22 protein-coding genes are annotated in these 26,640 nt (G+C 71.6%); 10 read left to right on the top strand and 12 right to left on the bottom strand.

The window, feature by feature from the left end:
* Positions 1 to 27 precede the first annotated feature (27 nt).
* Complete coding sequence (locus N6H00_RS37010) at positions 28 to 258, top strand: DUF5133 domain-containing protein (RefSeq protein ID WP_268976253.1); 231 nt, start codon at positions 28 to 30, stop codon at positions 256 to 258.
* Positions 259 to 331: 73 nt separating this feature from the next.
* Here the strand turns inward: N6H00_RS37010 and N6H00_RS37005 are convergent, their stop codons facing one another.
* Positions 332 to 2,188, bottom strand: coding sequence for a serine/threonine-protein kinase (locus tag N6H00_RS37005; protein ID WP_268976252.1), 1,857 nt, complete (start codon positions 2,186 to 2,188; stop codon positions 332 to 334).
* 211 nt (positions 2,189 to 2,399) lie between these two features.
* The gene (locus N6H00_RS37000; RefSeq protein ID WP_268976251.1) at positions 2,400 to 2,597 is read right to left on the bottom strand and encodes a hypothetical protein; all 198 of its coding nucleotides are present in this window, start codon (positions 2,595 to 2,597) and stop codon (positions 2,400 to 2,402) included.
* 163 nt (positions 2,598 to 2,760) lie between these two features.
* On the opposite strand from N6H00_RS37000, the gene N6H00_RS36995 reads away from it, so the two are divergent.
* On the top strand, positions 2,761 to 3,975 hold the full coding sequence (locus N6H00_RS36995; protein WP_268976250.1) for a polysaccharide lyase family 7 protein: 1,215 nt from the start codon (positions 2,761 to 2,763) through the stop codon (positions 3,973 to 3,975).
* A gap of 42 nt (positions 3,976 to 4,017) precedes the next feature.
* Here the strand turns inward: N6H00_RS36995 and N6H00_RS36990 are convergent, their stop codons facing one another.
* Positions 4,018 to 6,105 (bottom strand): SpoIIE family protein phosphatase, encoded by a 2,088-nt coding sequence (locus N6H00_RS36990; RefSeq protein ID WP_268976249.1) that lies wholly within the window; start codon positions 6,103 to 6,105, stop codon positions 4,018 to 4,020.
* 166 nt (positions 6,106 to 6,271) lie between these two features.
* Between N6H00_RS36990 and N6H00_RS36985 the strand changes: the two genes are divergently transcribed.
* Positions 6,272 to 7,267 carry an LLM class flavin-dependent oxidoreductase gene (locus tag N6H00_RS36985; RefSeq protein ID WP_268976248.1) on the top strand — a complete coding sequence of 332 codons (996 nt, stop codon included), beginning with the start codon at positions 6,272 to 6,274 and terminating at the stop codon, positions 7,265 to 7,267.
* A gap of 48 nt (positions 7,268 to 7,315) precedes the next feature.
* Here N6H00_RS36985 and N6H00_RS36980 read toward each other — a convergent pair whose 3' ends face one another.
* A complete protein-coding gene (locus N6H00_RS36980; protein ID WP_268976247.1) occupies positions 7,316 to 8,674 on the bottom strand; it encodes an aspartate aminotransferase family protein in 1,359 nt (452 codons plus the stop codon).
* Between the two features lie 207 nt (positions 8,675 to 8,881).
* Here N6H00_RS36980 and N6H00_RS36975 point away from each other — a divergent pair, with 207 nt between their 5' ends.
* On the top strand, positions 8,882 to 11,269 hold the full coding sequence (locus tag N6H00_RS36975; RefSeq protein WP_268976246.1) for an excinuclease ABC subunit UvrA: 2,388 nt from the start codon (positions 8,882 to 8,884) through the stop codon (positions 11,267 to 11,269).
* 26 nt (positions 11,270 to 11,295) lie between these two features.
* Positions 11,296 to 11,904, top strand: coding sequence for a DinB family protein (locus N6H00_RS36970; RefSeq protein WP_268976245.1), 609 nt, complete (start codon positions 11,296 to 11,298; stop codon positions 11,902 to 11,904).
* Here the strand turns inward: N6H00_RS36970 and N6H00_RS36965 are convergent.
* Both N6H00_RS36965 and N6H00_RS36960 read right to left on the bottom strand, forming a co-directional pair.
* Positions 11,865 to 12,482, bottom strand: a complete 618-nt coding sequence (locus N6H00_RS36965) for a TetR/AcrR family transcriptional regulator (RefSeq protein ID WP_268976244.1) — start codon at positions 12,480 to 12,482, stop codon at positions 11,865 to 11,867. The two genes, N6H00_RS36970 and N6H00_RS36965, sit on opposite strands and share 40 nt — an antisense overlap.
* Before the next feature lie 257 nt (positions 12,483 to 12,739).
* On the bottom strand, positions 12,740 to 13,519 hold the full coding sequence (locus N6H00_RS36960) for an acetoin reductase (protein ID WP_268976243.1): 780 nt from the start codon (positions 13,517 to 13,519) through the stop codon (positions 12,740 to 12,742).
* Positions 13,520 to 13,764: 245 nt separating this feature from the next.
* Between N6H00_RS36960 and N6H00_RS36955 the strand changes: the two genes are divergently transcribed.
* The gene (locus N6H00_RS36955) at positions 13,765 to 15,693 is read left to right on the top strand and encodes a sigma-54-dependent Fis family transcriptional regulator (protein ID WP_268976242.1); all 1,929 of its coding nucleotides are present in this window, start codon (positions 13,765 to 13,767) and stop codon (positions 15,691 to 15,693) included.
* Here the strand turns inward: N6H00_RS36955 and N6H00_RS36950 are convergent.
* On the bottom strand, positions 15,663 to 16,556 hold the full coding sequence (locus N6H00_RS36950) for a helix-turn-helix domain-containing protein (RefSeq protein ID WP_268976241.1): 894 nt from the start codon (positions 16,554 to 16,556) through the stop codon (positions 15,663 to 15,665). The genes N6H00_RS36955 and N6H00_RS36950 overlap by 31 nt on opposite strands.
* Positions 16,557 to 16,726: 170 nt before the next feature.
* On the opposite strand from N6H00_RS36950, the gene N6H00_RS36945 reads away from it, so the two are divergent.
* On the top strand, positions 16,727 to 17,452 hold the full coding sequence (locus N6H00_RS36945) for an alpha/beta hydrolase (RefSeq protein ID WP_268976240.1): 726 nt from the start codon (positions 16,727 to 16,729) through the stop codon (positions 17,450 to 17,452).
* 69 nt (positions 17,453 to 17,521) lie between these two features.
* Here N6H00_RS36945 and N6H00_RS36940 read toward each other — a convergent pair whose 3' ends face one another.
* The 4 genes from N6H00_RS36940 to N6H00_RS36930 all read right to left on the bottom strand — a co-directional run bounded on the left by N6H00_RS36940 (position 17,522) and on the right by N6H00_RS36930 (position 23,524).
* Entirely contained in the window at positions 17,522 to 18,895 is a 1,374-nt protein-coding gene (locus N6H00_RS36940) for an NtaA/DmoA family FMN-dependent monooxygenase (RefSeq protein WP_268976239.1), read from the bottom strand.
* Between the two features lie 22 nt (positions 18,896 to 18,917).
* Positions 18,918 to 20,129: an LLM class flavin-dependent oxidoreductase gene (locus N6H00_RS36935; RefSeq protein WP_268976237.1), complete on the bottom strand. Its 1,212-nt coding sequence runs from the start codon at positions 20,127 to 20,129 to the stop codon at positions 18,918 to 18,920.
* A gap of 119 nt (positions 20,130 to 20,248) precedes the next feature.
* The gene (locus tag N6H00_RS40285; RefSeq protein WP_329618595.1) at positions 20,249 to 20,359 is read right to left on the bottom strand and encodes a putative leader peptide; all 111 of its coding nucleotides are present in this window, start codon (positions 20,357 to 20,359) and stop codon (positions 20,249 to 20,251) included.
* A 189-nt stretch (positions 20,360 to 20,548) separates the two neighbouring features.
* Positions 20,549 to 23,524 carry a SpoIIE family protein phosphatase gene (locus N6H00_RS36930; protein ID WP_268976235.1) on the bottom strand — a complete coding sequence of 992 codons (2,976 nt, stop codon included), beginning with the start codon at positions 23,522 to 23,524 and terminating at the stop codon, positions 20,549 to 20,551.
* Positions 23,525 to 23,628: 104 nt separating this feature from the next.
* On the opposite strand from N6H00_RS36930, the gene N6H00_RS36925 reads away from it, so the two are divergent.
* A complete protein-coding gene (locus N6H00_RS36925) occupies positions 23,629 to 24,072 on the top strand; it encodes a helix-turn-helix transcriptional regulator (protein ID WP_268976234.1) in 444 nt (147 codons plus the stop codon).
* 10 nt (positions 24,073 to 24,082) lie between these two features.
* A complete protein-coding gene (locus N6H00_RS36920; protein WP_268976233.1) occupies positions 24,083 to 24,493 on the top strand; it encodes a VOC family protein in 411 nt (136 codons plus the stop codon).
* A 393-nt stretch (positions 24,494 to 24,886) separates the two neighbouring features.
* On the opposite strand, the gene N6H00_RS36915 is transcribed toward N6H00_RS36920, so the two are convergent.
* On the bottom strand, positions 24,887 to 25,840 hold the full coding sequence (locus N6H00_RS36915; protein ID WP_268976232.1) for an NADP-dependent oxidoreductase: 954 nt from the start codon (positions 25,838 to 25,840) through the stop codon (positions 24,887 to 24,889).
* 89 nt (positions 25,841 to 25,929) lie between these two features.
* On the opposite strand from N6H00_RS36915, the gene N6H00_RS36910 reads away from it, so the two are divergent.
* Positions 25,930 to 26,502 carry a TetR/AcrR family transcriptional regulator gene (locus tag N6H00_RS36910; RefSeq protein WP_268976231.1) on the top strand — a complete coding sequence of 191 codons (573 nt, stop codon included), beginning with the start codon at positions 25,930 to 25,932 and terminating at the stop codon, positions 26,500 to 26,502.
* Positions 26,503 to 26,640: the final 138 nt, after the last annotated feature.

Below are 26,640 nucleotides of genomic sequence, written 5' to 3'. Positions count from 1 at the left end.
CCACCTGACGAAGAAGGGGAGCTTGCCATGCTCATGGCCCATCCCGCGGTGCTGACCGACCTCATCCGCAGTTACGAGACCCTGCGAGCCCTGGACGCCGCGGACGGTGGCCCGGAGGCGCGGCAGCGGCTTGCCGATGTCGCCTACACGCTGTGCGTCGTCACCGGCACCCGCGATGTGGACGCCGCCCTGATCGCCGCCCGGCACCGGCTCCCCGGCGCCCGTACCGAGGACGACTCCCTGGTCCTCGACGCCTGAGACAACCGCCGCCGCGTGCCCCGGCCGTCGGCCGGGGCACGCACCCGGCGCGGAAAGCGGATGAGGCCGGCCGTCAGACCGGCGGCAGGGCGGCCGCGGCCGACCCGGCGAGGTCGGTGGCCAGCTCGCAGGACCGGCCCTTGGCGCCCGCCCCCTTGATGACGACGGCCACCCGCTCGGTCCCCGTCACCCGGTCCACACCGGTGTACTCACGGTGGACCACCTCGACACGGCAGGTCCCCGGGCCCTCGTTCGCCGGCAGGACGATGGCCTGGTGACCGCTGAGCCTGGTCGACCGGGCGTCCTTGTCGTTCGGCAGACCACCCTGGTCGAAGCGCAGATCCACCTCGACATCGCTGGTGGTGCTCTTCCACTGGCACTGCCAGCGGCCGTATCCCACGTCCGGCTCCCGGGCGTCGACACCGGGCACCTTCTCCAGCGCCTTGACGTCGAGCAAGGTGCACGCGTCCTGGTGCGCCAGTGAATCGGGCGCGAAGCCCGGGGAGCGCCGGGGGATCGCACCGCGGTTGAGCACCGTGACCGCGCGTCCCGTGGCGACGTCGGCGGTGTCGCACAGCGGCTCCTTGACCTCGGCCGGCCGGCGCGCGGCCGCGGTGACCCGGAGGCTGTTGTCGCGGGCGCCGGTCACCGCCAGGGCGCGCTCGCACTCGTCGTGCTCGGCGGCGCGCCGCACGACGGTGACCCGGCCCGTGGTCCTCCTCGTCACGCCCTCCGGCAGGGAGTCGGCGTCGAGTTCCACCCTGACGTCGACGACCTCCTCACCGCGCTCCTTCAGGGCGATGTCGCACCGGTTGAAGTTGCCGTAGTCACGGACCAGTTGGGCTTGCTCGTACCGGTCGAACAGGCCGGCGTTCAGCAAGGCGCAGGGATCGGCCGTCCGAGGGTCGCCGATGAAGTCGGTGCTGGTCGGCGTGGGCGGTGACGGGGCGGCCTGGTCGTCCCCGGCTTCGTCGCCCAGGCGCATCACGGCGAACGGGACGGCGACGGCCAGCGCCGTGACGGCGGCGGCACCGGCCGTCAGCAGCGGGCGGCGCCGGACGAGGCTCGCCGTCCGGCTCAGCCACCGCCCTCCCACCGGGTCCTCGCCGGCCGCGACGGTGGCCGTACAGGGCGTGGTCACCGAGGTCAGCGGGAGGGGCGGGAACCGGTCCGGCGATCCCGCGATCTCCACGAGGGCGTCACGCGCCTCTTCGGCGGTGGGCCGGGTCCCGGGGTTGCGCTGGAGCATCGCGGTGAGCACCCCTCTGAGCGGCCCGACCAGGGGGCTCATGGCCTCCATCCGGATCACGCGTCCGGCGCCGCGCAGTGGCGGAGTCCCCGTCACCAGCGAGTAGAGGGTGGCACCGAGGGAGAACACATCGGACGCTCGTTCGGGCGCTCCCCGGAACGCCTCGGGGGCGGCGTAGCACGGGGTGAGGCTGATCGGCCCGTTGGGCGTGATGGTCTCGCTGCCGTCCACCCGGTACGCGGCGCCGAAGTCGGCCAGCTTGGCCACTCTGTCGTGGGTGATCACGATATTGCCGGGCTTGACGTCGCAGTGCACGATGCCCTTGGCGTGCAGGGCCGATAACGCGCCCGCGATCTGCGCGCCGATGTGCGCCGCGAGTTCCGGGGCCAGCTTCACCGGGACGTCCAGGCTCCCGCCGGTGACATGCTCCATCACCAGCCAGAACGTGGCCTTCCTGCCCTTGCCCGCGCGGACGGCGTCGTAGAGGGTGACCACGTGCGGGTGGCTGAACTTCGCCAGCGCGCGCGCTTCGGCCAGCAGCTCGTCGAAGTCGGCCGTGCTGTGGTCCTCGAGCAGGGCACGTTTGAGAACGACCGGTCTGCCCAGCTCCGTGTCGACGGCGAACCAGACCGCGCCTCTTCCCCCCTCGACGGGCCCCCTGGTGAGCCGGTACTTGCCCACTTTCTCCCCCCGCCGCACGACGGCACCCCCTCGCCTGAGATCAAACCCCTGCTGTTACCAGGCACGCGGACCGAACTTACTGCGTACGGGGAGCGCCCCACACCGGTTACGGCGCTTCCGAGGGCGGCACCGGGCCCGGCACGCGCCCGGGGACCGGCCGGACCTGGCCGTTGAGAAGGGAATTCACGCACCACTCCGGAAATCTTCACCTTTATGGAGATTGCGCGGCGTTCGCGGCGGTGCCGGGCCGCCCGCGACGGGCAGGCCCGGCACCGTGATGCCGCCGGCACGCCTCGGTGACCACGAGGGTGTGGGTGCCCTCGGTGGTCGGCCAGCCGGCCTCCTCCTCCCCGCCGTCGGTCATCTCCCGCAGCTCGGCGCGCGGGTAGCCGGAGCCTCCCGTCGTCACACCGTCGACACCGGACCAGTCCTGATCTCCCCCTGTGCCTGCCGCGGATCGGGCGTGGGCCGTCCCCATGGTGCGCCGTCCACGGGACGGGTCCCGCCACGCCCGTGACAGCCTGGCGCCGCACAGCCGGCAGCGCGTTCTTTCGCAACCGAAGTGAGGTCTGATGAGACGAATACATCGTGCGCTCCTAGGGGGAGTGCTCGCCCTCGGGATCGCGGGGGCGTACCACCCGGTGGCCTCGGCGGCGGGTTCCCCGGTGGCCGTCACGGGAGTCTCGGCCAGCGAGGACGACGGAAACGTCCCCGCCAACACGCTCGACAACGACCTGGACACCCGCTGGTCCGCCGAAGGCGACGGGGTGTGGATCCGCTACGACCTCGGATCGCGCCAGACCATCGGCTCGGTGTCCATCGCCTGGCACAAGGGCGACACCAGAAAGACCACCTTCGACGTCCAGCTGTCCGACGACGGATCGTCATGGACCACCGCCCTGCGGCGAAAGACCAGCAGCGGCACCACCCAGCAGCCACAGAACTACGACTTCACCGACGCCTCCGCCCGATATCTGCGCATCGTCGGCCACGGCAACACCTCCAACGACTGGACCAGCATCACCGAAACCACCGTCAACGGCCCCGACAACGGAAACGGCGGCGGAGACGGCGACGGCGGCTGTGACTACCCGGCCGAGGTGCTGGATCTGACCAATTGGTATGTCGGGCTGCCCATCGGCGAGGCCGAGAAGCCGACCAACGTCAAGCAACCCGAACTCGCCACGTACGCCAACGACCCGTGGTTCACCGCGACGCCGGACTGCGACGCGGTGCGGTTCCGTGCCGCTGTCAACGGGGTCACCACCAGCGGCTCCAGCTACCCCCGCTCGGAGCTGCGGGAGATGACGGACTCGGGCCGGACGCAGGCCAGTTGGTCATCGACGTCGGGCGAGCACACGATGGTGATCGACCAGGCCATCACGGCGCTGCCCGAGGACAAGCCCCACGTCGTGGCCGGACAGATCCACGACGCCGACGACGATGTCTCGGTGTTCCGCCTGGAAGGCAGCAAGCTCTACATCACCGACGGCGACGACAGCCACCACAAGCTGGTGACGGACGACTACGAACTCGGCACCAGGTTCCAGGCGAAGTTCGTGGTCAGCGACAAGAAGATCAGGGCCTACTACAACGGCGTACTGCAGACCACGCTGTCGAAGAGCTTCTCCGGCGGCTACTTCAAGGCAGGCGCGTACACACAGGCCAACTGCGACAACTCCGCACCGTGCGACGACGGCAACTACGGCGAGGTCACGATCTACGGGCTGAGCGTCACCCACGGCGACCAGGAGTCCTCCGACCAGACGCAGGCCGCCGAACGGTAGGGCTGGGGCACCCCGCTGCCGCTATCCGACGAGTTCGACTGGTCACGCCAGGGACTGCTCTGTCCAGATCGTCTTTCCGTCGACGCGGTAGCGGCTCCCCCATCGGGTGGTGAGCTGAGCGACGAGAAACAGCCCGCGGCCTCCCTCGTCCAGGAGCCGTGCCCGGCGCAGATGCGGCTGGTTGGTGCCGGCGTCGGAGACCTCGCAGGTCAGGACGCGGTCGCGGATGAGGCCCAGCTGGATGGGGCCGCCCGCGTAGCGGATGGCGTTGGTGATCAGTTCGCTGACGACCAGCTCGGTGCTGAACGCCAGCTCCGCCAGCCCCCAATCGTGCAGCTGCCGCACGGTCAGCGCGCGGGCCCGGGTGACCGTCTCGGGATCCGCCGGGAACTCCCAGCAGGCGGTGCGGTCGGCGGGTATCGCATGGGTGTGGGCGAGCAACAGGGTCGCATCGTCGTCGGCCGCCGCCGGTGTCAGCTCGGCGACGATCCGGCGGCACTCCTTGTCCACGTCGAAGGCCGAGCTCCCGCAGGCCTGGACGAGTGCCGTCCGCAACCGCTCCCTACCGGCTCCGGCATCGCCGCCGCCCTGTTCCACCAGACCGTCGGTGTAGAGGGCCAGCACACTGCCGGGCTCGATCTCGACCTCGGTGACCTCGAACGGATGGCCACCCACGCCCAGCGGGGGGCCGGGGTCGAGATCGAGGAACTCGACCTGCCCGCCCGGCCGTGCCACGGCGGGCGCGGGGTGCCCCGCGCTCGCCATGGCGCACCGCCCGGCCACGGGGTCGTAGATGGCGTACAGACAGCTCGCGCCGACACCGTCCGCACCGTGCGTGGTGTCGGTGGCTTCCGCGGCGACCTGCTGGACCAGGTCGTCGAGGTTGATGAGCAGCTCGTCGGGCGGCAGGTCGAGGTTGGCCAGCGTGCGCACCGCGGCCCGCAGCCTGCCCATCATGGTGGCGGCCTGCACACCGTGACCGGCGGCGTCCCCGGTGACCATGGCGATGCGCATGGAGGACAGGGGGATCACGTCGAACCAGTCACCGCCGGGGCTGGTACCGCCACTGGCGGGAAGGTAGACACCGGAGGTACGCGCCCCGGTGACCCGCGTGGACTGGAGGGGCAGCAGACTGTACTGCAACGTGACCGCGGCGCGGTGCTCACGGGTGAACCGACGGGCGTTGTCCACGCTCAGCGCCGCCCGCGAGGCGATTTCCCGCAGGAGCCGGGAATCCTCCGCGTCGAACGGGTACTCCATCTCGGTGCGCCAGAGCGACACGCTCCCCAGCGCCTTGCCACGGGCGAACAGGGCGGTCGACAGCTGCGCCCGCTCCGTCGGCGCGATCAGGGCATCCCTCAGGGCGGGATGGTCCGCGAAGAGGCGGTCGTGCTCCTGCCGGTCGAGGATGCGCGCCTCCCCCTGGCGCATGACCATCAGGACCTCCGGAAGTCCGGGCAGCGTCGGCAGCCGTGCGCCGGGCGAGATCATCGTCTCCGGCCAGGCGTCCCGCGGGCTCACCGCCGCGCACAGCAACGGGTTGCGTTCCAGCCCGGCGACCCCGGGCGGCACCTCGCCGACGAGGACCGACTGGGCCAGGAAGACCGCGCACAGATCGCCCATCGAGGGCGCCAGGAGATCCGCCAGGTCCTGAGCGGTCCGCGAGACGTCCAGCGAGCCGCCGATCCGGTTCGCCGCCCGGTGCAGCAGCTCCAGACGGTGACGGGCGTACCACCGTTCGGAGGCGTCGGCCAGGAAGACCACCAGCCCCACCGGCCGCCCTTGCTCGTCCTCCAGCCGGAGGGCGGTCAGCGCGATGATCCGGGGCCGTCCCGCGGCCGCCGGCATCGGCGAGGGCACCCGCCAGTCCGCCAGCTCATGGCCCTCCTCGGCCACGCACCGCAGGTGGCGCTCCACCTCGGCCGTGTCCTGGGCCGGGAAGAAGTCCTGCACCGGGCTCCCGCAGGGCACGGCGCGGTCGCCGAACATGGTCGACGCCGTGTGTGAGCGCAGAACCCGCAAGCTCAGATCGGTGATCACCATGCCCCAGCTGCGCGCGCCCAGCAGCGACCGCGCGACCGCCAGCTCGTACGGACGAAGGTCACGGTCCCCATCCGGACAGGTATCCATGGGACCTCCACATGGCTGAACTCAACCTGTCGCCCTGCTCCGAATTTTAGTCGGGCGGCCCCCGGCGTACGTTTCCGCAGGCCGCCAGGGTGCCCCTGGGACATCCGACCGCCGGTCGCCGAGCGAACAGCTGCCCGAGGCGACCGCTCCTCCCTATGCTGACCGCATGATCGAGCTGCCGCTCTCCGCGCTGGAAGTCGCCATGGTCCAGACCGGCACACAGGCCGTGGACACCTTACGCGACACCACCACCTTCGCCCGGCGTCTGGACGCCCTCGGCTACCGGCGGCTCTGGTACGCCGAACACCACCACTCCCCCGCCATCGGCGCGTTCCCACCCGTCGTCCTGACCGCCCACGCGGCCGCGTCGACCTCGGACATCCGGCTCGGCTCCGGAGGCGTGCTCGCCCCCAACCACGCCCCCATCATGCTGGCGGAGCAGTTCGGCACCCTCGCCGCGCTGCATCCCGACCGGATCGATCTGGGCATCGGCCGTGGTCCCGGCACCTTCGACGAGGCCACCGCCCGAGCGCTGCGGCGCGGCGCCGGCCCGACGACGGACGACGAGTACCGGGACGACGTGGCGGCGACGCTGCGGTTCCTGGTCGAGGAGGTGGCGCTCGGTCCGCTCCCGGAGCCGTGGCTGCTCTCCTCCAGTACCGCCGGTGCCGCGCTCGCCGCGCGACTGGGTCTGCCGCTCGCCTTCGCCCATCACATCCGCCCCGACAACACCCTGTCCGCGCTGGACCATTACCGTGCGCACTTCTCGCCCTCCCCCTGGTGCGCACGCCCCCGCGTGCTGGTGTGCGTGGAGACCGTGTGCGCCGAGACTCAGGAGGAAGCGATACGGCTGGCCGGTCCGATGAACGTCGTCAAGGCCGGGCTCCTCAAGGGGCACAGCGAGGTCCCGTTCCCCTCGCCCGCACAGGCGTCGGCGCACCCGTTCACCCCGGAGGAGCGGCGGGCGCTGGCGGCTTTCGGGGCCCACCAGGCGTACGGCACACCCGAGACCGTCGTACGGCGCCTGACGGACGTGGCCGACGCGACCGGCGCGGACGAACTGATGCTGGTCACACCCGTCTACGCGGTGGCTGACCGGGTGCGCTCGTACGAACTCGTCGCCCGTCATGCCGCACCCCCGTCGCAGGTGCCGCGACGCTGACGGGGTCCGCATGACCTCTGTCATCCGGACCCCGAACGCGGCGTCGCTTCAGAGGTCCCGTACGGCATCGGTGAGCGCTTCGTCGAGGATGGCGACACCGCGGGCGATCTCGTCGTCGCTCGCGGTCAGCGGGGGCGCGATCCGGAAGGTGCCTCCCATACCGGGCAACTGGACGATGTTCATGTGCAGCCCCAGCTCGAAGCAGCGCCGGGTGACGGCAGCGCCCAAACGGTCGGCGCCACCGGCGCCCAGAGCCTGGTCGCCGACCAGTTCCACGCCCAGCAGCAGCCCACGGCCCCGGACGTCCCCGACGATGTCGTGGCGGGTGGCGAGCTCATCGAGCCGACCGCGCAGTGTCGTGCCGAGCCGGCGCGCACGCTCCTCGAGGCGGTCGCGGACCAGCACATCGAGGACGGTGTTGCCGACGGCGGCCGGCAACGGGTCGTTGACATGCGTGGTGAAGAACAAAAAGCCCCGGTCGTACGCCCGCTGCTCGATCTCCGGGCTGGTCAGCACCGCGGCCAATGGCAGCCCCGCGCCGAGCGTCTTGGACAGCGTGAGGATGTCCGGGACGACGCCGTCGTGCTGGAAGGCGTACCAGTCGCCGGTGCGGCACAGTCCGGTCTGGGCCTCGTCGAGGATCAACAGCATGTCCCGTTCCCGGCACTTCCGCGCCAGGGCGGCCAGATAGCCCGGCGGGAGTTCGATGATGCCGCCGGAGCTGAGGATCGGTTCGACCAGGCATGCGGCGAGACTGCCGACCGACTGGGCGTCGATCAGGTCGAAGCCCAGGTCGAGTTGGCGGCGCCAGTCGAGCGAGCCATCGGCGTCGACGACGTCGGGATGGAAGCGGTCCGGAACCGGCAGCGCGAAGTGGCCCGGCGCGGCGGGTCCGTAGCCCTTGCGCCCAGCGCTGTAGGTGGCGTTCGCGGCGGCCTGGGTCATGCCGTGCCAGGACCGGGCGAACGAGACGATCTCATGGCGACCGGTGACGAGTTTCGCCATCCGCACCGCGGCCTCGTTCGCCTCCGCCCCGGTGGTCAGGAGCAACGCCTTCTCCAGCGGGTCGGGCACGGTCTCGGCGAGCCGGCGCGTGAGCTCGATGACCGGGCGGCTGAGCATGCCGCTGTGGAGGTGGTCGAGGAGGGCGACCTGCTCGCGCACCGTCGCCACGATCGCCGGGTGCGAGTGCCCGAGGATCGCGCTCATCTGACCGGAGGTGAAATCGAGCAGTTCGCGACCGCTCTCGGTGTACACCGAGGTGCCCGCGGCGCGGACGATGACCTCCGGCGTGAACGCGGCTCGGCCGCTGAAGCGGATGAGGTGGCGCTCCGGGGCGCCACCGGCCGTCCCGGGTGTCTCGGGTGTCTCGGCTGTCTCGGGTGTCTCGGGTGTCTCGGGAAGCATGTGACGACGTTAGGGAGGCAGCACCGGGCGCGTCCATGACACATATCCGACCGTTCTGTCCGGCCGAGCACCGACCACGGGTGACCGGACCGATCAGGAATGGAGAAGCACCGGACACCGCGCCACGTCTAGTCTGATCGCCGACGCCGACGCGGAAACCAGAAGAACCAGAACAACCAGACGTACCGCCCGACCGATGGGGAGACGATGAGCACAGCCACGAGGACGGACACGCGGTCGCCCGCACCGCACATCGCCGACGGTCACGACCTGATCCGTGTGCACGGCGCGCGCGAGAACAACCTCAAGGACGTCACCGTCGAGATCCCGAAGCGCCGGCTGACGGTGTTCACCGGGGTCTCCGGCTCGGGCAAGAGCTCGCTGGTGTTCAACACCATCGCCGCGGAGTCGCAGCGGCTGATCAACGAGACCTACAGCGCCTTCGTGCAGGGCTTCATGCCGACCCTGGCGCGGCCCGAGGTCGACGTCCTCGACGGGCTGACCACCGTGATCACCGTCGACCAGCAGCGGATGGGGGCCGACCCCCGCTCCACGGTCGGCACCGCCACCGATGCCAACGCGATGCTGCGCATCCTCTTCAGCCGCCTCGGGCAGCCGCATATCGGCCCGCCCGGCGCGTACGCCTTCAACGTCCCCTCGGTCCGGGCCAGTGGTGCGATCACCGTCGAGCGCGGCGCCAAGAAAGCGGTGAAGGCGACCTTCCACCGCACCGGCGGCATGTGCACGCGCTGCGAGGGCCGGGGCACGGTCTCCGACATCGACCTCACCCAGCTCTACGACGCCTCGAAATCCCTCAACGAGGGCGCGCTCACCATCCCCGGCTACACGGCGGGCGGCTGGAACCACCGGCTCTACAGTGAGTCGGGACTCGTCGACCCGGACAAGCCGATCAGCGCGTACACCACGAAGGAGCTGCACGACTTCCTGCACCGCGAGGCGACCCGGATGAAGATCGCGGGCATCAACATGACCTACGAGGGGCTGATCCCGCGCATCCACAAGTCGTTCTTGGCCAAGGACAAGGAGGCGATGCAGCCGCACATCCGGGCGTTCGTGGAGCGGGCGGTCACCTTCGCCACCTGCCCCGAGTGCGACGGCACCCGGCTCAGCGAGGGAGCCCGCTCGTCGAAGATCGAGGGGATCAGCATCGCCGACGCCTGTGCGATGGAGATCAGGGACCTGGCCGCATGGGTCCACGGCCTCGACGCACCGTCGGTGGCGCCGCTGCTCGCCACGCTGCGACAGACCCTCGACTCGTTCGTGGAGATCGGTCTGGGCTATCTCTCGCTCGACCGGCCGTCGGGCACGCTGTCGGGCGGCGAGGCGCAGCGCGTCAAGATGGTCCGCCATCTCGGCTCCGCGCTCACCGACGTCACCTATGTCTTCGACGAGCCCACCACCGGCCTGCACCCCCATGACATCCAGCGGATGAACGACCTGCTGCTGCGGCTGCGGGACAAGGGCAACACGGTGCTCGTCGTGGAGCACAAGCCGGAGGTGATCGCGATCGCCGATCACGTCGTCGACCTCGGCCCCGGCGCCGGTACCGGGGGTGGCACCGTCTGCTTCGAGGGCACCGTCGAGGGGCTGCGGACGGCCGGCACCGTCACCGGGCGCCATCTGGATGACCGGGCCGCCCTCAAGGAGACGGTGCGGACGCCCACCGGCACGCTGCGGATCCGCGGCGCGACGGCGCACAATCTGCGCGATGTCGACGTCGACATCCCGCTCGGGGTGCTCACCGTGGTCACCGGTGTCGCGGGCTCCGGCAAGAGCTCGCTCGTGCACGGGTCGATCCCCGCCGACGCGGGGGTGGTCGCGGTCGACCAGAGCCCGATCCGCGGCTCACGGCGGAGCAACCCGGCCACCTACACCGGACTGCTCGACCCGATCCGCAAGGCGTTCGCGAAGGCCAACGGGGTGAAGCCGGCGCTGTTCAGCGCCAACTCCGAGGGCGCCTGCCCCGACTGCAACGGCGCCGGTGTCCTCTACACCGATCTGGCGATGATGGCCGGTGTCGCCACCACCTGTGAGGAGTGCGAGGGGCGGCGGTTCCAGGCATCGGTGCTGGACCACCTCCTCGGCGGCCGCGACATCAGCGAGGTGCTGGCGATGTCGGTGGCCGAGGCCGAGGAGTTCTTCGGCGCCGGCGAGGCGCGTACGCCGGCCGCGCACCGCGTCCTCACCCGGCTCGCCGACGTCGGACTCGGCTACCTCACCCTCGGCCAGCCGCTCACCACACTGTCCGGCGGCGAACGGCAGCGGCTCAAGCTGGCCACCCACATGGCCGAGAAGGGCGGTATCTACGTACTCGACGAGCCGACCGCCGGCCTGCATCTCGCCGACGTGGAGCAGTTGCTCGGCCTGCTCGACCGGCTGGTGGACTCCGGCAAGTCGGTCATCGTCGTCGAGCACCACCAGGCGGTCATGGCACACGCCGACTGGATCATCGACCTCGGCCCCGGCGCCGGCCACGACGGTGGCCGGGTCGTCTTCGAAGGCACCCCCACCGACCTCGTCACCGCCCCGGCCACCCTCACCGGCCACCATCTCGCCGCATACGTCGGCGCCTGACCGCAATTCCCCGGCAGACTGGCCCCATGAACGCACCCGATACCAAGGCCGACCTTCACTTCTACCTCCAGTCCGCGCGTGATGCCCTGCTGTGGAAGCTCGAAGGACTCTCGGAGTACGACATCCGCCGCCCGCACACGCCGACCGGCACCAATCTCCTGGGCATGGTGAAACACGTGGCCAGTGTGGAGCTGGGCTACCTCGGCGACACCTTCGGACGGCCGTCCGGCGAGCCGCTGCCCTGGCTGGAGGACGGTGCCGAGCCCAACGCGGACATGTGGGCCACCGCCGATGAGTCACGCGAGGACGTCGTGGGGCTCTACCGGCGGGCGTGGGCGCACGCGGACGCCACGATCGACGCGCTGCCCCTGGACACGATCGGCACGGTGCCGTGGTGGCCGAGCCACCGGAACGAGGTGACGTTGCATCATGCCGTCGTGCGGGTGATCGCCGATACGCACCGGCACGCCGGGCACGCCGACATCATCCGGGAGCTCATGGACGGTGCCGTCGGGATGAGCGAGGGCAACGACAGCATGGTGCCGGGCGACTCGGCGTGGTGGGAGGAGTACCGAGGCCGGGTGGAGCGTGCGGCTCAGGAGGCCGACCGGGAAGACTCGGTGCGGGCGCCGTAGCGGAGTCCGTCGACCAGCAGGGCGATCATGCGCTGGGTGTTGTAGCCGCCGCCGCTTTCCTGGGCCGGCAGGGTCAGGCCGGCGACGGCGTACAGCAGTTCCTCCGGGTCGGCGTCGGAGCGGATCTCACCGGTCTTCGCCGCGGCGTCGAGGAGTGCGCCGAGGACGGGGTTGAAGCGCTGCTGGAAGTAGGAGGGCAGGCTGTCGTAGGCCGGGTCCCCCGAGTGCAGGGCGGCGCTGAGTCCGCGTTTGGTGGCGATGAAGCCCGCGAAGCGCTGGAGCCACCGGACGAGCGCTTCGACGGGCTCGTACTGGGCCGTGAGGGAGGGGGCGGCGTCGGCGCAGGCGTCCACTTCGTGGCGGAAGACGGCGGCGATGAGGTCCGAGCGCTGTGGGAAGTGCCGGTAGAGGGTGCCCGCGCCGACTCCCGCCTTGGCGGTGATCTGCCGCACCGGGGCGTCCACACCGGAGGCGGCGAACACCTCGGCGGCCGCGGTGAGCAGGGCGTCGATGCTGCGCTGCGCGTCGGCGCGGACAGCTTGACGGGGCCGTCGTCCAGTCGCCGGACCATCGTTCACGGGCGCTCCTCCTCGCTCACCGGATCAGTGCCCCGTATCGTCTGCCGGAACACCGTTCCGTTTGTCCGGATTGTATCGCGCCGCGGCGGCCGCGCTCGCCTGCACGCGGCCCCGGCCACCTCGAAGAGCGCGGTCCGACGCCGGTCACCGTCCCGTTCCGCGGTCGCGCCGCCGCCCTCCTCGGGCACGGGGCCGAGGAGGGCGGTGGCGTGCGGCCGTCGCGGCGCTGTCGAGCGGCGCCGAAAGCCCGGGGCGGGTCAGGAGAACTGGATACCGCCGTCGATCATCACCGACTGGCCGGTCATGTAGTCGGAGTCCGGCGAGGCCAGGTAGGAGACGAAGGACGCGACGTCCGCGGGCTCCTCGACCCGGCCGAGGGCGATCGCCTCCGCATGCTTCTTGATCGCCCGGCCCTTGGCGATGCCCTCCGCCTCCGCCAGCTTCTCGTCGATCAGGTCCCACATGGCGGTGCCGACGATGCCGGGGCAGTAGGCGTTGACGGTGATGCCGTGCTTCGCCCACTCCATGGCGGCGGCCTGCGTCAGACCGCGAACGCCCCACTTGGAGGCGGAGTACGGGCCGAGCAGCGCGAAGGGGCGGTAGGCGACGATCGAGGCGGCGCCGATGATCTTTCCACCCGAGCCCTGGGCGATCATCTGCCGCGCGGCGGCCTGGTAGGAGAGGAAGACACCGCGCAGGTTCACGGCCATGACCTGCTCGAACTCCTCGAGTTCGGTCTCCAGCAGGGGCGTGACACGGGCGATGCCGGCGTTGGCGACGAAGACGTCGAGCTTGCCGAAGTGGTCCGCCACGTCCCGTACGAGCGCGTCGGTCTGCTCCTTGCTCGTCACGTCCGTCTCCACGGCGAGGGCCCGGCGGCCCTGCTTCTCGATGGCGGCCACCACCTCGTCCAGTTCCCCGCGCATGGCGGGCAGATCGGCGACGGCGACATCGAGGCCGTCCTGCGCCAGCCGCTCCGCGATGCCCCGGCCGATGCCGCGGGCCGCTCCGGTGACGATGGCGATACGGGAAGTCATAAACGCTCCTCCGGTCTGTTCCGCTCGATTCCGCTTGGGCGGAGCGGACCGCGTCCCTCTGCGGTCCGCCATGTCCATCAGCGTGGGGGCGACCGGCGCCGTCGACTTTTTCAATGTGGAACACGGGGGCGTGCTGCCGCCGGAGCGGGCCCCGCATGTCGATTCCGCTGTTGTTGCGAGAGATCTTGCGTTCAAGCCGGGCGTTCGTAATATGGCTGAAACACTCCCCCGGAGACACCTCGCCCATGGACATCACAGCGCGGGAACAGAACATCGCACGGGCACGCCTGAACTTCCTCCAGAGCGCGGAACCACCGGCTTCGGTCGTGCCCGAGAAGATCCGCGACTCCTGGCAGCGTTGCAAGCACCTGGGGATCGGCATCGACGAGGTGACCGTTCCCTATCAGCCGGACTACGACCGGGAGAGCCGCCTGATCCGTGCGGCGGCGCCCGTGCTGGACCGGCTGGAGCAGACGCTGGCCGGTTCCGACGTGTGTGTCATCGTCACCGACCGGAAGGGCTGGGTGCGCGATCGCCGCGTCGGGGAGGCGCGGCTGTCCGCCCATCTGGACCGGGTGAAGCTGGCGCCCGGATTCAGCTACGCGGAGCAGTTCGTCGGCACGAACGGCATCGGAATGGCACTGGAGGAGCGCCGCTCCTCCGTGGTGCTGGGCACCGAGCACTTCAACGAGCGCCTCCAGAAGGTTTCCTGCGCGGCCTCCCCGATCCGCAATCCGATCAGCGGGCGGGTCGAGGGCGCCATCAACCTGACCTGCTGGAACGGCCCGGCGGGCTCGCTGATGGCCGCCCTGGCGCAGGAGGCCGCCGACGACGTCGAGCGGATGCTGTACGAGTTCGGCACCACGTGTGAGCACGCCCTGCTGGAGGCGTTCCGGCAGGCGACCCACTACGGCAGCCGGCCCGTGCTCTGCCTCGGCCAGGATCTGCTGCTCGCCAACTCCGCCGCGGCGGGACGGCTGACCGGCGACGACCACCGGCTGCTGCACGAGGCCGCGGCCGAGCTGGACCACGCCCCACGCACCCGCCGGAGGGTGCAGCTGACCGGTGGCCAGTCCGTGCTGGTGCGCTGCCGCCGGGTGGACGGCCCGGCCGGCAAGGCCGGCTATCTGCTGGACCTGACCTTCGACGACTCGCCGGCGGCGGAGGAACCGCACCGGACGGCGGGGAGCCGCTCCCCCGGCGGACCGGGTAAGCAGGGCGGACCGGGCGGCGGGCCCACCAGGCCGTGCCCGCTGCCCGGACTGGCCGGAACCGATCCCGCGTGGAACACCGTGTCCCGCACGGCGGCGCGCTGCGCCCGTGACCGGGTGCCGCTGCTCATCTACGGCGAGGCCGGCACGGGGAAGTCCGCTCTGGCCCGCGCGGCACACGCGTTCGCCGGGGCGGCCTGGGCGCCGGTGGTCGTCGACGCCGCGGACCCCCGGTACGCGGACCCGCGGTACACGGACCCGCAGCACGTGGACTCCCGGTACGCGGACTCCCGGTACGCGGACTCCCGGTACGCGGACGAGGCCACCGGTCCGGGTGACGCGCCCCTCCCGGACGGACTGCCGCACGCGCTGGGCTCCGCGCCCGCCGGCCCCGGCCGGACCCTGGTGCTGCGCCACCTCGACGCCGTGGCCACCGCGCAGGCTCCGGCCGTCGCCCAGGCGCTGTCCGCCGCGGCGGCGCGGGGCACGTGGATCGTGGCCACCTTGGTCCACACTCCCGAGGAACCGGACGCTCTGCTGCGCTGCTTCGCGGAGGCGGTCACCGTACCGCCGCTGCGACACCGTCTGGCCGATCTGCCGGCGCTGGTCGAAACCCTGCTGCGGCGCGTCGACGCGGGAGTGGAGTGCGCTCCCGACGTACTGCCGCTGCTGCGCCGGCAGGACTGGCCGGGAAACGTCCGCCAGTTGGAGTCCGTGCTGCGCAAGGCCGCCGCGGGGCGCCGCACCTACCGCGTCGAATCCCGCGACCTGCCGCCGTCCCTGCACGCCGCCGGCCACCGGTCGCTGAGCGCCTGGGAGACCGCGGAGCGCGACACCCTGGTGGCGGCGCTGCTGGAGGCCGACGGCAACAAGCTGCTCGCGGCCCAGCGGCTCGGCATCTCACGCACCACGATCTACCGCAAGATGCGGGCTTACGGCATCACCCTGCCCGCACACCGCTGATCCGGCGCGGACGGCCGTGCCGTCGCCTCCTGGTGGGGAGCCGGTGTCCGCGTGGCGGAGGCGAGGAGTGCCAGTTTGTCGGCGTCGTCGCTGCCGGGGTCCGGGTGGTTGACGACGAGCCGCTGGCCCGGGGCACCGTCGATGCCCAGCCGCTCCCGGTGCAGCTGAAGGCCACCGACCTGGGGGTGGTCGACCCGTATGGATGTGCCTTCACACACCCGTACGTCATGGCGGGCCCAGAGCCGGCTGAAGTGGGGACTGGCGAGCGAGAGCTCGCCGACCAGCTCGATGAACCGGGGGTCGTCCGTATCGGTGCCGACGGACTCGCGGAAGCTGGCGACCATGCTCGCGATGGTCTTCTCCCAGTCCGGGTAGAGGGCCTGCTCGGCGGGGTCGAGGAACACGTCCCGCAGCCGGTTGGCCCCCACCGCGAGGCGCGGTGACAGAGCGGTCGCCAGGGCGTTGGCGGCGAGGACGTCGAAGTAGCGGCCCTCGACCCAGGCAGGGAGCGGGAGCATGGCGACGAGCTGGGCGATGCCGGCGGGGACGGTCTCCTTGCGGGGGCGGCGCCGGCGCCGTCGGGGTCGGCCGGCGCCGAGGCGCAGCAGATGTGCCGTCGCGGCGTCGTCGAGCTGGAGCACGCGGGCGAGCGACTCCAGGACCTGCACCGAGGGGTTGCGGTCGCGGCCCTGTTCCAGGCGCAGGTAGTAGTCGGCGCTGATGCCGGCGAGCATCGCGACCTCTTCCCGGCGCAGCCCCGGCACGCGCCGTACCCCCAGGACGGGGATGCCGACCTGGTCCGGGGTGACGAGCTCGCGGCGGGCGCGCACGTAATCGCCCAGCAGGTTCGGTTCGTCGGTCATCTGGGCACTGTAATCCGCGCGACCGCGCGCGTGCCTGGTCCTGTCACCCCCAGGATCGCGGGGACCCTCGCTCGGTCAGGACCCGGGCGGCAACGTGGTCGTCCGAGGACGGTTTCCACGTCCCCGGCGCGGACGACCCAGCGCCGACGACCACGGCAAGGAGCGCGATCATGTCTACGTATCTGCTGGTGCACGGTTCCTGGCACAGCGGCCGGTGCTGGGACCGGGTGGTCCCGTTGCTGACGTCGGCCGGGCACCGGGTGTTCGCCCCGTCGCTGACCGGCTACGGCGACAAGGCACATCTGCTCAGCCCCGAGGTGGGGCTGAACACGCACGTCGACGACATCGTCGGGCTGATCAGCGAGGAAGACCTCACCGAGATGGTCCTGGTGGGACACAGCTACGCCGGGCTGGTCATCTCGTCCGTGGCCAACCAGGTCCCGGAGCGGATCGCACAGCTGGTCTACCTCGACGCGATGGTCCCGGAGGACGGCGAGACCGCGGCCGATGTCATGCCCGTGACCCAGTCCCTGATCGATCTCGCCACGAAGTCCGACAGCGGCTGGCGGGTTCCGCCGCTGCCGGAAATGCCGCCGCCGGCCGGCCTGTTCGGGGTCACCGACCCGGCGGACGTCGCCTGGCTGCGCACGATGCTGTCGGACCAGCCGGTGCGCTGCCTCCAGCAGCCGGTCCGGCTGGACAATCCGGCCGCGCGCACGATCCCGCGGACGCACATCCACTGCGTCGCCAACAAGCCGGAAGGCTTCGACCGGCGCCCCGTCCCCGCGATCCAGCCCAACGGCACCCCGGCACAGGTGTGGGAACTGGCGACCGGCCACGACTGCATGATCACCATGCCGGCCGAGCTCTCCGAACTGCTGCTCAAGCTCGGCTGACACCGTGCCCCGCACCGGCGGTACGGTGCGGGGCATCCGGGTCACCACCCGGAACCACGTGTCACCGCGTCACGACGCCACCCGCTCGTCCCGCGCGTCGTCCGGATGGGCGAGCCCGAGGTGGTCGCGCAGGGTCGGGCCCTGGTACTCCGTGCGGAAGACGCCCTGTTCCTGGAGCAGCGGCACGACCTTGTCGGCGAAGCCGTCGAGGCCGCCGGGGGTGATGTGCGGGACGAGGATGAAACCGTCGCTCGCGTCGGCCTGGACGAAGTCGTTGATGGTCTTCGCGACGGTGGCCGGGGAGCCGATGAAGCTCTGCCGGTTGCCGGTCTCGATGATGAGGTCGCGGATGGACCAGTTGTTGGCGGCGGCGAGCTCCCGCCACTCGCGGGCGGTGGCCAGCGGGTCGCGGTACATGCGCACCTGGGCCCGGCCCCGGGCGATGTGGTCCTCGCCGACATCCGGGTCGACGTCGGGGAGCGGGCCGTCCGGGTCGTAGGAGGACAGGTCCCGGTTCCAGACGAACTCCAGGTGCTTGATGGCCGTGGCCCCGCTGACCTGCTGGCGGCGCACCTCCTTGGCCAGTTCCTCGGCCTCGGCGTCGGTGTCGCCGAGGACGAAGGTGGCGGCGGGCAGGATCAGCAGCTGGTCGTGGCGTCGGCCGTACGCGGCCAGCCGGTTCTTGACGTCCGTGTAGAAGGCCTGGCCGTCCTGCAAGGTGGCGTACCGGCTGAAGATGGCGTCGGCGCTGGAGGCGGCGAACTCGCGGCCCTCGTCCGAGTCACCGGCCTGGAAGATGACCGGGCGGCCCTGCGGGGAGCGGGGCACGTCGAATTGGCCCTCGATGTCGAAGTGCCGGCCGGTGTGGACGAACGACCCGGCCTTCGCGTCGCGCAGGAAGGTGCCGCCGGCCTGGTCGGCGAGGATCTCGTCGCCGCGCCAGGAGTCGAAGAGTTCGCCCGCGGTGGCCAGGAACTCCTTCGCCCGCGAGTAGCGCTCCTCCTGCGGGAGGAATCCGCCGCGGCGGAAGTTCTCGCCGGTGAAGGCGTCCCATGAGGTGACGACGTTCCACGCGGAGCGGCCGCCGGAGAGGTGGTCGAGGCTGGCGAACTGCCGGGCGACCTCGTAGGGCTCGTTGAACGTGGAGTTGATCGTGCCGGTCAGGCCGAGGTGTTCGGTGACGGCGGCGAGCGCGGCCAGCACGGTGAAGGTGTCGGGGCGGCCCACGACGTCCAAGTCGTAGATTTTCCCGCCCTGTTCGCGCAGCCGCAGCCCCTCGGCGAGGAAGAGAAAGTCGAACTTGGCGCGTTCGGCGGTGCGCGCGAAGTGGGCGAAGGAGCTGAACTCGATGTGGCTGCCGGCCTCCGGGTCGCTCCACACGGTGGTGTTGTTGACGCCGGGGAAGTGGGCTGCCAGGTGGATCTGCTTCAGCGGCTTGCTCATGGTCGTTCGGTGTCCCTCCGGCTCAGGCGGTCGCGGTGGCGGCGTAGCGGTTGGCGGGGCGGGCCAGGCCCAGCAGACCGCGCAGGGTGTCGGCCTCGTAGGCGCGGCGGAAGACTCCCCGGCGCTGGAGTTCGGGGACCAGCTCCCGGGTGATCGCCGGGAGGTCGTGGCCGAGGACGGCCGGACGCAGCCGGAAACCGCTCAGCCCCGCGGACCGCAACTCCTGTAGCGTGTCCGCGAGTTGGGCGGGGGTGCCGGTGAAGACGCGGGCGTCGCCGGCGTACGGGTATCCGGCGAGGGCGTCGAGCCGCTCACGTCGGGCCGTCGCGGCGGCCGGGTCGTCGTCGAGGAAGATCACGAGGTCACCGAAGATGTGCAGGGGCCGGCCGGCCCGGCCGGCCGCCTCCTGCTCGGCACGGATCTCCGCGACGATCGAGCGGGCCTCGCCGGGATCGTGCGGGGTGACGTAGCCGATGTCGGCCTGGCGGGCCACCAGCCGGTAGGCGACGGTCCGGTGCGCCAGGGCGCTGACGAGGGGCTGGCCCTGCGGCGGGCGGGGGGTGATGGACGGGCCCTTCACGGTGAAGTACCTGCCCTCGAAGTCGATGTAGTGCAGCTTGTCGCGGTCGATGAAGCGGCCGGTGGCGGTGTCCCGGATCTCCGCGTCGTCCTCCCAGCTGTCCCAGAGCCTGCGCACCACCTCCACGTAGTCGGCGGCCTCGTCGAAGAGGTCGGTCAGCACCTCCCGCGCGGCCGGGCTCTCGTAGTCGTCGAGGCGGGGGATCGTACGGCGGCCGAAGTGCGCGGCCTCGTTCGGGCGCGCGGTGACCCGCACCCGCAGACCGGCCCGTCCGGTGCTGACGTAGTCGAGGGTCGCGATGGCCTTGGAGATGTGGAACGGCTCGGTGTGGGTGACCACCGTGGTCGGGACCAGCCCTATGTGCCGGGTCAGCGGGGCGATACGGGCCGCGAGGAGGACGGCGTCCAGGCGTCCGCGGACCTGGTCGGTGCGGTCGTCCGGCTGGAGGCGGTGGGTGGACTGGAGGCCGAGGCCGTCCTCGAAGGTCACGAAGTCGAGCAGACCGCGCTCGGCCTCGGCGACCAGATCGGCCCAGTACCCGGCGGTGAACAGGTCCCGGGGCCGGGCCACCGGATCGCGCCAGGAGGCGGGATGCCAGCCGGTCCCGTCGAGAGCGACGGCGAGGTGCAGCGGGGAAGAGGGTGTCGTGGACACAGGTGGGTGCCTTCCTGAAGGTCCGTACCAAGAGGGCCGGCCCTCCTGGGAAGCGCGGAGGGCACGGCGGCGGGCGAGCGCGGCGGGACGCGGTCCCCCGGCCGGCGGCTGGGGGAGGGTCAGGCGCGACAGAGCGCGCCGGCCACCCGCTGGAGATCGATGTGCGGCCGGGAGTGGAGGCGGATCCGGCGGCGCGGGTTCACGACGCGGGCGGGGCACGGGCATCGCATGTGCCGCACCTCCGTTCCCTCGCGCCGTACGCACATCTCGTCGTAGTGCCCCAACAGCCGGGCATCGCGGTCTGTTCCCGGTGTGCGCGGATGAACGATCGCCGTCCACCGGCTCCCCCGCTGCGGCACGTGCGCGAGGCCGCCCGCCGCCACCGGCTGACCGCGGGGCGGCCGGGGCGGGTCACCGCCTCACAGGCCGAAGTCCTCCACGGTCGGGAACATGAACTCCAAGGGGTCGACCCGCCGGTCCGGCCGTTTGTCCGGGCCCAGCGGTGCCTGCTCCGTCCAGATGCACTTCCCCATCGGCGTGTAGCGGGTGCCCCAGCGCTGGGAGAGGGCGGTGACGAGTTGGAGTCCCCGGCCGCCTTCGTCGGTCTCCGTCGCACGGCGGATGCGGGGCATGGTCAGGCTGCCGTCGAAGACCTCGCAGACCAGCCCGGCGGTGTGCAGCAGGCGCAGCCGGACCGGGCCCTTGGCGTGGCGTACGACATTGCCCACCAGCTCACTGGCCAGCAGCTCCGTGGTCGGGGTCAGTTCGTCCAGGCCCCAGAGCGACAGCTGCTCACGTACGCACCGGCGGGCCTGCCCCGCGGCCTGCGGGGTTTCGGGCAGCGGCCAGGACACCACCTTGTCGTCCGGCAGGGCGTGCGGCCGGGTGACGAGGAGCGCCGCGTCGTCGGTCATCGGCGTGACGGCCGGGAGCAGTTCGGCCGTGAGGACGTCGCAGAGGCGTTCCAGGTCGCCGCCGTGGACGATGCCGTCCTGGTGCGCGGCGCGCAGGAGCCGGGCGAGGTCGGCCATACCCGTGTCGATGTCACGGTTGTCCGACTCGACCAGGCCGTCGGTGTAGAGCACGATGAGGGTGCCCTCGGGAACGGCCACCTCGGATGTCTCGAAGGGTGGCTCCGCGGCGCCCAGGGGCGGGTTGATGTCCAGGTCCGGGAAGTACACCTGGCCGTCCGGACGCACCACGGCGGGTGGCGGATGCCCGGCGCAGGCGATGCAGCAGGTCTTCGCGGTGGCGTCGTACAGCGCGTACAGGCAGGTCACGTACGACTCCTCGGGCATGTCGCCGACGATGTCGTTGAGGTTGCCCATGATCTCGTCGGGGGGCAGTTCGAGGTCGGCCAGGGTGTGGAGGGCGGTGCGCAGCCGGCCCATCGTCGTCGCCTCGGAAAGACCGTGGCCCATGACGTCGCCGACGACGAGCGCGACCTGGCCGCCGGAGAGCGGGATGACGTCGTACCAGTCCCCGCCCACGTCCGTGCCCTGTCCGGCGGGCAGGTAGCGGGCGGCGGAGCTGCACACGGGAAGCTGGGGCAGGGCGTGCGGAAGCAGGCTGCGCTGTAGTTCACGCGACCGGGTGTGCTCGGCGTCGAAGAGCCGGGCGCGTTCCAGGGCCTGGGCGACGAGCGCGCAGATCGCCGTCAGCAGGGTGCGCTCCTCGTCCGTGAGACGGCGTGGTTCGTCGAAGGCGACCACGCACACCCCGAAGGTGTGCCCGGAGGCGATCAGCGGCACGAACGCCCAGGCGCGCTTGCCGCCCCGCCCCGGCAGGTCGGCGAGGTCGGGGTAGCGGGTGACGTACTCCTCGACGGAGGACAGGAAGATCGGCACACCGCTGAGAACCGACTCCCAGGCCGGATCACGAGATGTCCGCGGGCGGTCGTCGACCGTGGCGAGGAAGTCGTCGGAGTAGCCGACGGATCCCACGGCGTGCAGCCGGTTCTCCTCGATGACCTGCATCAGCAGGCCCCCGGCGCCGAACGGCGGCAGCACCCGCGTGGCGACCGCGTCCACCACGTCCCCCGAGGTCATCGCCTTGGACAGGCCCGCGGTGAGCTCGGCGATACGGGCCGCGCGCTGGGCCGCGGCGCGCTCGGCCGCCCGGCGTTCCTCCTGGTGCCGCCGCTGCTCGGTGACATCGGTGAGGTAGAGGGTGCGGCCGTCGGGCCCCGGGACGAGCCGTACGTGGTAGCAGCGCCCGGTGTCCGGCATCGTCACGTCGAACCCCATGGACTCGTCGGCGGCCGCGGCCTGCCGGAAACGCTGCTCCAGGTCGGGGACCTGGCGCACGGCGGGCAGCTCCCACAGCACCCGCCCGAACAGCTCCTCCTCGGAGAAACCCAGCGTCCGCTCGGCTTCCAGGTTGACGAAGATGATCTTCCATTCCTCGTCCACGGCCAGGAAGCCGTCACTCATGTACCGCAGCGCCCTGCTGAGGGCGTCACGGGCCGAACGGGACTCGTTGCTGTCCCACCCCATGCCGACCATCCGGACCGGATCGCCGTGGTCGTCGTACGTCGCCCGGCCGCGCGCCCGGGTCCAGCCCCATGTGCCGTCCAGCTTGCGCACCCGGTACTCGGCCTCGTACACGCCGTGATCCCTGATCGCCCGCTGCGCCGCGGCCAGTGTGGGCGGCAGGTCGTCGGGGTGGATGACGCCCATCCAGTTCTCGATCCGGCCGGTGAAGTCCTCCGGCCGGATGCCGTAGAGCTCCATGGCGGCCTCGTCATAGATCAGATCGCCGGTCTGGATGTGCCATTCCCAGGAGCCGACCTTGACCGCCTTGAGCGCCTGCCGGAGACGGTCGCCACCGTGTTCCTCCTGCGGTGGCCGGGCGGGCGGCGGCGCCTGGCCCATGCGCTCCTCGAGCCAGGCGATCACGGACCGCAGGAAGTCCCACTGCTCGGGGCCGGGCTCGGCCATGACCAGGCTGAGCACACCGATACTGCGTTCCCCGCTGAAGAACGGCACGGCGGCCAGGCCGGTCGCAGGCCACCGGGCCGCGGCGGGACCGCTGGAGCCGGTGGCCTCGGCGGGTTCGGTGGACTCCGGTGGCGGTTCGGTGGACTCCGATGGCGGTTCGGCGGACTCCGGTGGCGGTTCGGTGGACTCCGGTGGCACCCACACACCCGTGCCGCGGCGCAGGGCACGGGCCGGAGCCGACGGACCCTCCTGGTCGATGATCTCCCAGGTACGGGTGAGGGCGGAGGGGAGACCGACCGACGAGACCAGCCGCAGCGCGGACATGGGACCACGCAGATGGACGGTTCCGCCCAGGGCACCCAGCTCTGCCGCGGCGTGGTGGAGGGCCAGCCGGAAGACTTCACTCTCCGTGACACCAGGGGCCACCGAGGCGAGCAAAGCCAACCGCGCGCTCATGACGTAAAGCTTACAAATGTATGGCCTGTACAGCACTCTTTCCGCTGGAAACCGGACAACTCCGGCACTGGGCAACGCCGCCGCGACGTGGCACGATCGCGCAGGTGACCAGCAGACCCACCGCAGCGCAGCAGCTGCGCGACCTCGCGCGGCTGCGCCGCGTCCGCGACCGGATCGACCGGGAGTACGCCCAGCCGCTGGACGTCGAGGCGCTGGCCCGCGGCGTGAACATGTCGGCCGGGCACCTCAGCCGCCAGTTCCGGGCCGCCTACGGCGAGTCGCCGTACGGCTATCTGATGACCCGGCGGATCGAGCGCGCGATGGCGCTGCTGCGCCGAGGCGACCTCAGCGTGACCGAGGTCTGTTTCGCGGTCGGCTGCGCGTCACTGGGCACCTTCAGCACCCGCTTCACCGAGTTGGTCGGTATGCCGCCCAGCGTCTACCGGCGCGAGGCGGCGCGCGCGACCGCGGGGATGCCGCCCTGCCTGGCGAAACAGGTGACCAGACCGATCAGGAATCGAGAAGCGCGGGCCACGGGCCGCGGCTAGCGTGACGGCCATGGACATCACCATTCACACCAGCGTCCTCCCGCACGACGACCCGGACGCCGCCCTGGCTTTCTACCGCGACATCCTCGGCTTCGAGGTCCGCAACGACGTCGGAAGCGGCGCGATGCGGTGGATCACGGTCGGCCCCGCCGGCCAGCCCGACACGTCCATCCTCCTGGCGCCGCCGGCCGTCGACCCGGGGATCACCGACGACGAACGCCGCACCATCACCGAGATGATGGCCAAGGGCACCTACGGCTGGATCCTCCTGGCCACCAAGGACCTCAACGCCACCTTCGAGAAGGTGCAGGCCGCCGACGCCGAGGTGATCCAGGAGCCGACCGAGCAGCCGTACGGCGTCCGCGACTGCGCCTTCCGCGATCCGGCCGGCAACCAGATCCGCATCCAGGAACTGCGCTGAGCCACCCGCACTCGCGACCGTGACCGACCCGGCCGGGCGTGACCGGGTCGGCCGGGCGTGACCGGCGCGCCGATGTCCGGCCGCCGGCCGCGCCGGGGTGGCGCGCCGGCGGCCGGTGCACTGAAGCAGCACCACGCCGCGCGTCGCCGTAGTCACCGGCGGCTGCGCGAGCCTCCCGTCGCCGGCGCCCTGCACCAAGGTCGGTGCGGTAGTACTCGTAGCCCTCGACACCGTGCCGCCCGTCCAGTGCACATGCCTCCGCGGCGGCGGCCAGGGCATGACCGCCGGAGGCGCAGATGCCCGTCTGACGCAGGTGGCGGCCCACGACGTGGAGGCGAGACCCGGCCCTGTTCCGCGACGGATACGTCTCGCCTGACCCGGCCGGTGGCGCGATCACAGGACGAGCATGAGCTTGCCGCCGGGCCGGCGGGACTGGCTGAGCTTGGCCGCCTCCTGGATCTGGTCGAGCGTGTAGGTGCGGGCGACCGGTACGGCCAGGACGCCTTCGCCGGCCAGCCGGGCGAACTCGCCCATCAGGTCGTAGCGCATGTCGATGCTGGTGGTCCGGGTGCCCAGCTCGGCCGCGGCGGCGAAGTCGGAGACGGTGAGGACGCGGTCGGGGTCCCCGGTCAGCTCGATCAGGGTCGGCAGCGAACCGCCGGCCGGGCTGGCCTGGTCGGCGCGGTCGATCCGGCCGCCGGTCGGGGACGTGTCCAGGGCGCGGTCGACGCGGCCTCCGGCCAGTGCGGCGACGCGTTCGGCCATGCCGTTGCCGTAGCCGGTCACCTGGGCACCGATCTCTTCCAGGGCGGCGGCCCGCGTCGGCCCGGCGGTGGCGATCACCCGGACGCCCCGGTGCAGCGCGAGGCGCACCGCCGCCTCACCCACGGTGGCGCCCGCGCCGTGGACGAGCAGCAGCTCACCCGGCTGGACGCCGAGGTCGTCGAGCGCGCGCCACGCCGTCTCGGCCGCCATCGGCAGCGCGGCGGCCTGCTCGGCGGTGACGCCCTCGGGAATGTGGGCCCAGGCCTCCATCAGCGCATACTCGGCGGCCCCGGCCGTCGGGCCGTTGAAGATCGCCGGGCCGAACACCCGGTCGCCGATCTCGACGCCGATGACGCCCTCACCGAGCGCGTCGACGGTGCCCGCGACCTCGAGACCGAGCCCGCGCGGCAGCGGCGGCAGCTGGTCGCCGAAGAGGCCGTCGACCACCGCCCAGTCGGCCGGGGTCAGGCCGCACGCCCGCACGGCGATCCGGATCCGGCCGGGTCCCGGCTCCGGCTGCGGGACGTCGCGGAGCACGATCACGTCCGGGGATCCGAATCGGTCGAACTGAAGAGCCTTCATGACGATCTCCCGTCCTGATGATGACAGCATCTGTTGTCATCAGACCATAGCATCGTGATGACAGCGTCTGCTGTCATATGCTGGTGGGCATGCCACGATGGGAGTCCGACGCACAGGGTCGGCTTGAGCGCGCGGCGCTCGAGCTGTTCGAGAGGCAGGGGTTCGAACGCACCTCGGTCGCGCAGATCGCGCGCGCCGCCGGTCTGACCGAGCGCTCCTTCTACCGCTACTTCCCCGACAAGCGGGAAGTCCTCTTCGCCGGCAGGGAGCTCGAGGCCCACCTCGTCGCCCAGGTCGAGGCGGCCGACCCGGACCTCACGCCCTTCGAGACGCTGCTGGCCGCGCTGGGGACCGCCGACGAGATCTTCCGCCCGCGCACGTTCCTGCTGCGCCGCGCCACGGTGATCGCCGCCAACCCGGCACTGGCCGAACGCGATCTGATCAAGCTCGCCGACATCGCCGACGCGCTGACGCGGGCGCTCGAGCGCCGCGGCGTCGAGCCCGGCCAGGCACGCTTCATCATCGACGTGGCGATAGCGATCTCCCGGCGCGCCACGTCCCGCTGGCTGGCCGACCCGGACGCCACCTTCTCCGAGCTCGTCGCCCAGGCCGCTGCCGAGCTGGGCGAGGCGGTCACGCCGCCGGCCCCGACGGTCCGCTGAGTCCGCTGAGTCCGTCCGCTGGGTCCGCCGTGCACAGCAGCAGCGCCCACCTGGTGCTCCGTGCGGTTTCGGGATCGGATCGCTGCTGCGGGCGGGGCGCTGCGGGTCGGTGAGCCGGCCCGGGGCCGCGCCGACGGG

Source organism: Streptomyces sp. S465 (genome assembly GCF_026898115.1).
Lineage (GTDB): Bacteria > Actinomycetota > Actinomycetes > Streptomycetales > Streptomycetaceae > Streptomyces > Streptomyces luomodiensis.
This window is presented reverse-complemented; position numbering and strand designations above follow the sequence as displayed.

What these genes read in the sequence shown, in the direction of transcription:
- N6H00_RS36975 (WP_268976246.1), top strand. Translation starts at nt 8,882, where the DNA reads ATGAGCACAGCCACGAGGACGGACACGCGGTCGCCCGCACCGCACATC.
- N6H00_RS36930 (WP_268976235.1), bottom strand. Translation starts at nt 23,524, where the DNA reads ATGAGCGCGCGGTTGGCTTTGCTCGCCTCGGTGGCCCCTGGTGTCACG.
- N6H00_RS36990 (WP_268976249.1), bottom strand. Translation starts at nt 6,105, where the DNA reads ATGGATACCTGTCCGGATGGGGACCGTGACCTTCGTCCGTACGAGCTG.
- N6H00_RS36920 (WP_268976233.1), top strand. Translation starts at nt 24,083, where the DNA reads ATGGACATCACCATTCACACCAGCGTCCTCCCGCACGACGACCCGGAC.
- N6H00_RS36910 (WP_268976231.1), top strand. Translation starts at nt 25,930, where the DNA reads ATGCCACGATGGGAGTCCGACGCACAGGGTCGGCTTGAGCGCGCGGCG.
- N6H00_RS36915 (WP_268976232.1), bottom strand. Translation starts at nt 25,840, where the DNA reads ATGAAGGCTCTTCAGTTCGACCGATTCGGATCCCCGGACGTGATCGTG.
- N6H00_RS40285 (WP_329618595.1), bottom strand. Translation starts at nt 20,359, where the DNA reads ATGCGATGCCCGTGCCCCGCCCGCGTCGTGAACCCGCGCCGCCGGATC.
- N6H00_RS36980 (WP_268976247.1), bottom strand. Translation starts at nt 8,674, where the DNA reads ATGCTTCCCGAGACACCCGAGACACCCGAGACAGCCGAGACACCCGAG.
- N6H00_RS36995 (WP_268976250.1), top strand. Translation starts at nt 2,761, where the DNA reads ATGAGACGAATACATCGTGCGCTCCTAGGGGGAGTGCTCGCCCTCGGG.
- N6H00_RS36960 (WP_268976243.1), bottom strand. Translation starts at nt 13,519, where the DNA reads ATGACTTCCCGTATCGCCATCGTCACCGGAGCGGCCCGCGGCATCGGC.
- N6H00_RS36955 (WP_268976242.1), top strand. Translation starts at nt 13,765, where the DNA reads ATGGACATCACAGCGCGGGAACAGAACATCGCACGGGCACGCCTGAAC.
- N6H00_RS36945 (WP_268976240.1), top strand. Translation starts at nt 16,727, where the DNA reads ATGTCTACGTATCTGCTGGTGCACGGTTCCTGGCACAGCGGCCGGTGC.
- N6H00_RS37010 (WP_268976253.1), top strand. Translation starts at nt 28, where the DNA reads ATGCTCATGGCCCATCCCGCGGTGCTGACCGACCTCATCCGCAGTTAC.
- N6H00_RS36985 (WP_268976248.1), top strand. Translation starts at nt 6,272, where the DNA reads ATGATCGAGCTGCCGCTCTCCGCGCTGGAAGTCGCCATGGTCCAGACC.
- N6H00_RS36950 (WP_268976241.1), bottom strand. Translation starts at nt 16,556, where the DNA reads ATGACCGACGAACCGAACCTGCTGGGCGATTACGTGCGCGCCCGCCGC.
- N6H00_RS36940 (WP_268976239.1), bottom strand. Translation starts at nt 18,895, where the DNA reads ATGAGCAAGCCGCTGAAGCAGATCCACCTGGCAGCCCACTTCCCCGGC.
- N6H00_RS36970 (WP_268976245.1), top strand. Translation starts at nt 11,296, where the DNA reads ATGAACGCACCCGATACCAAGGCCGACCTTCACTTCTACCTCCAGTCC.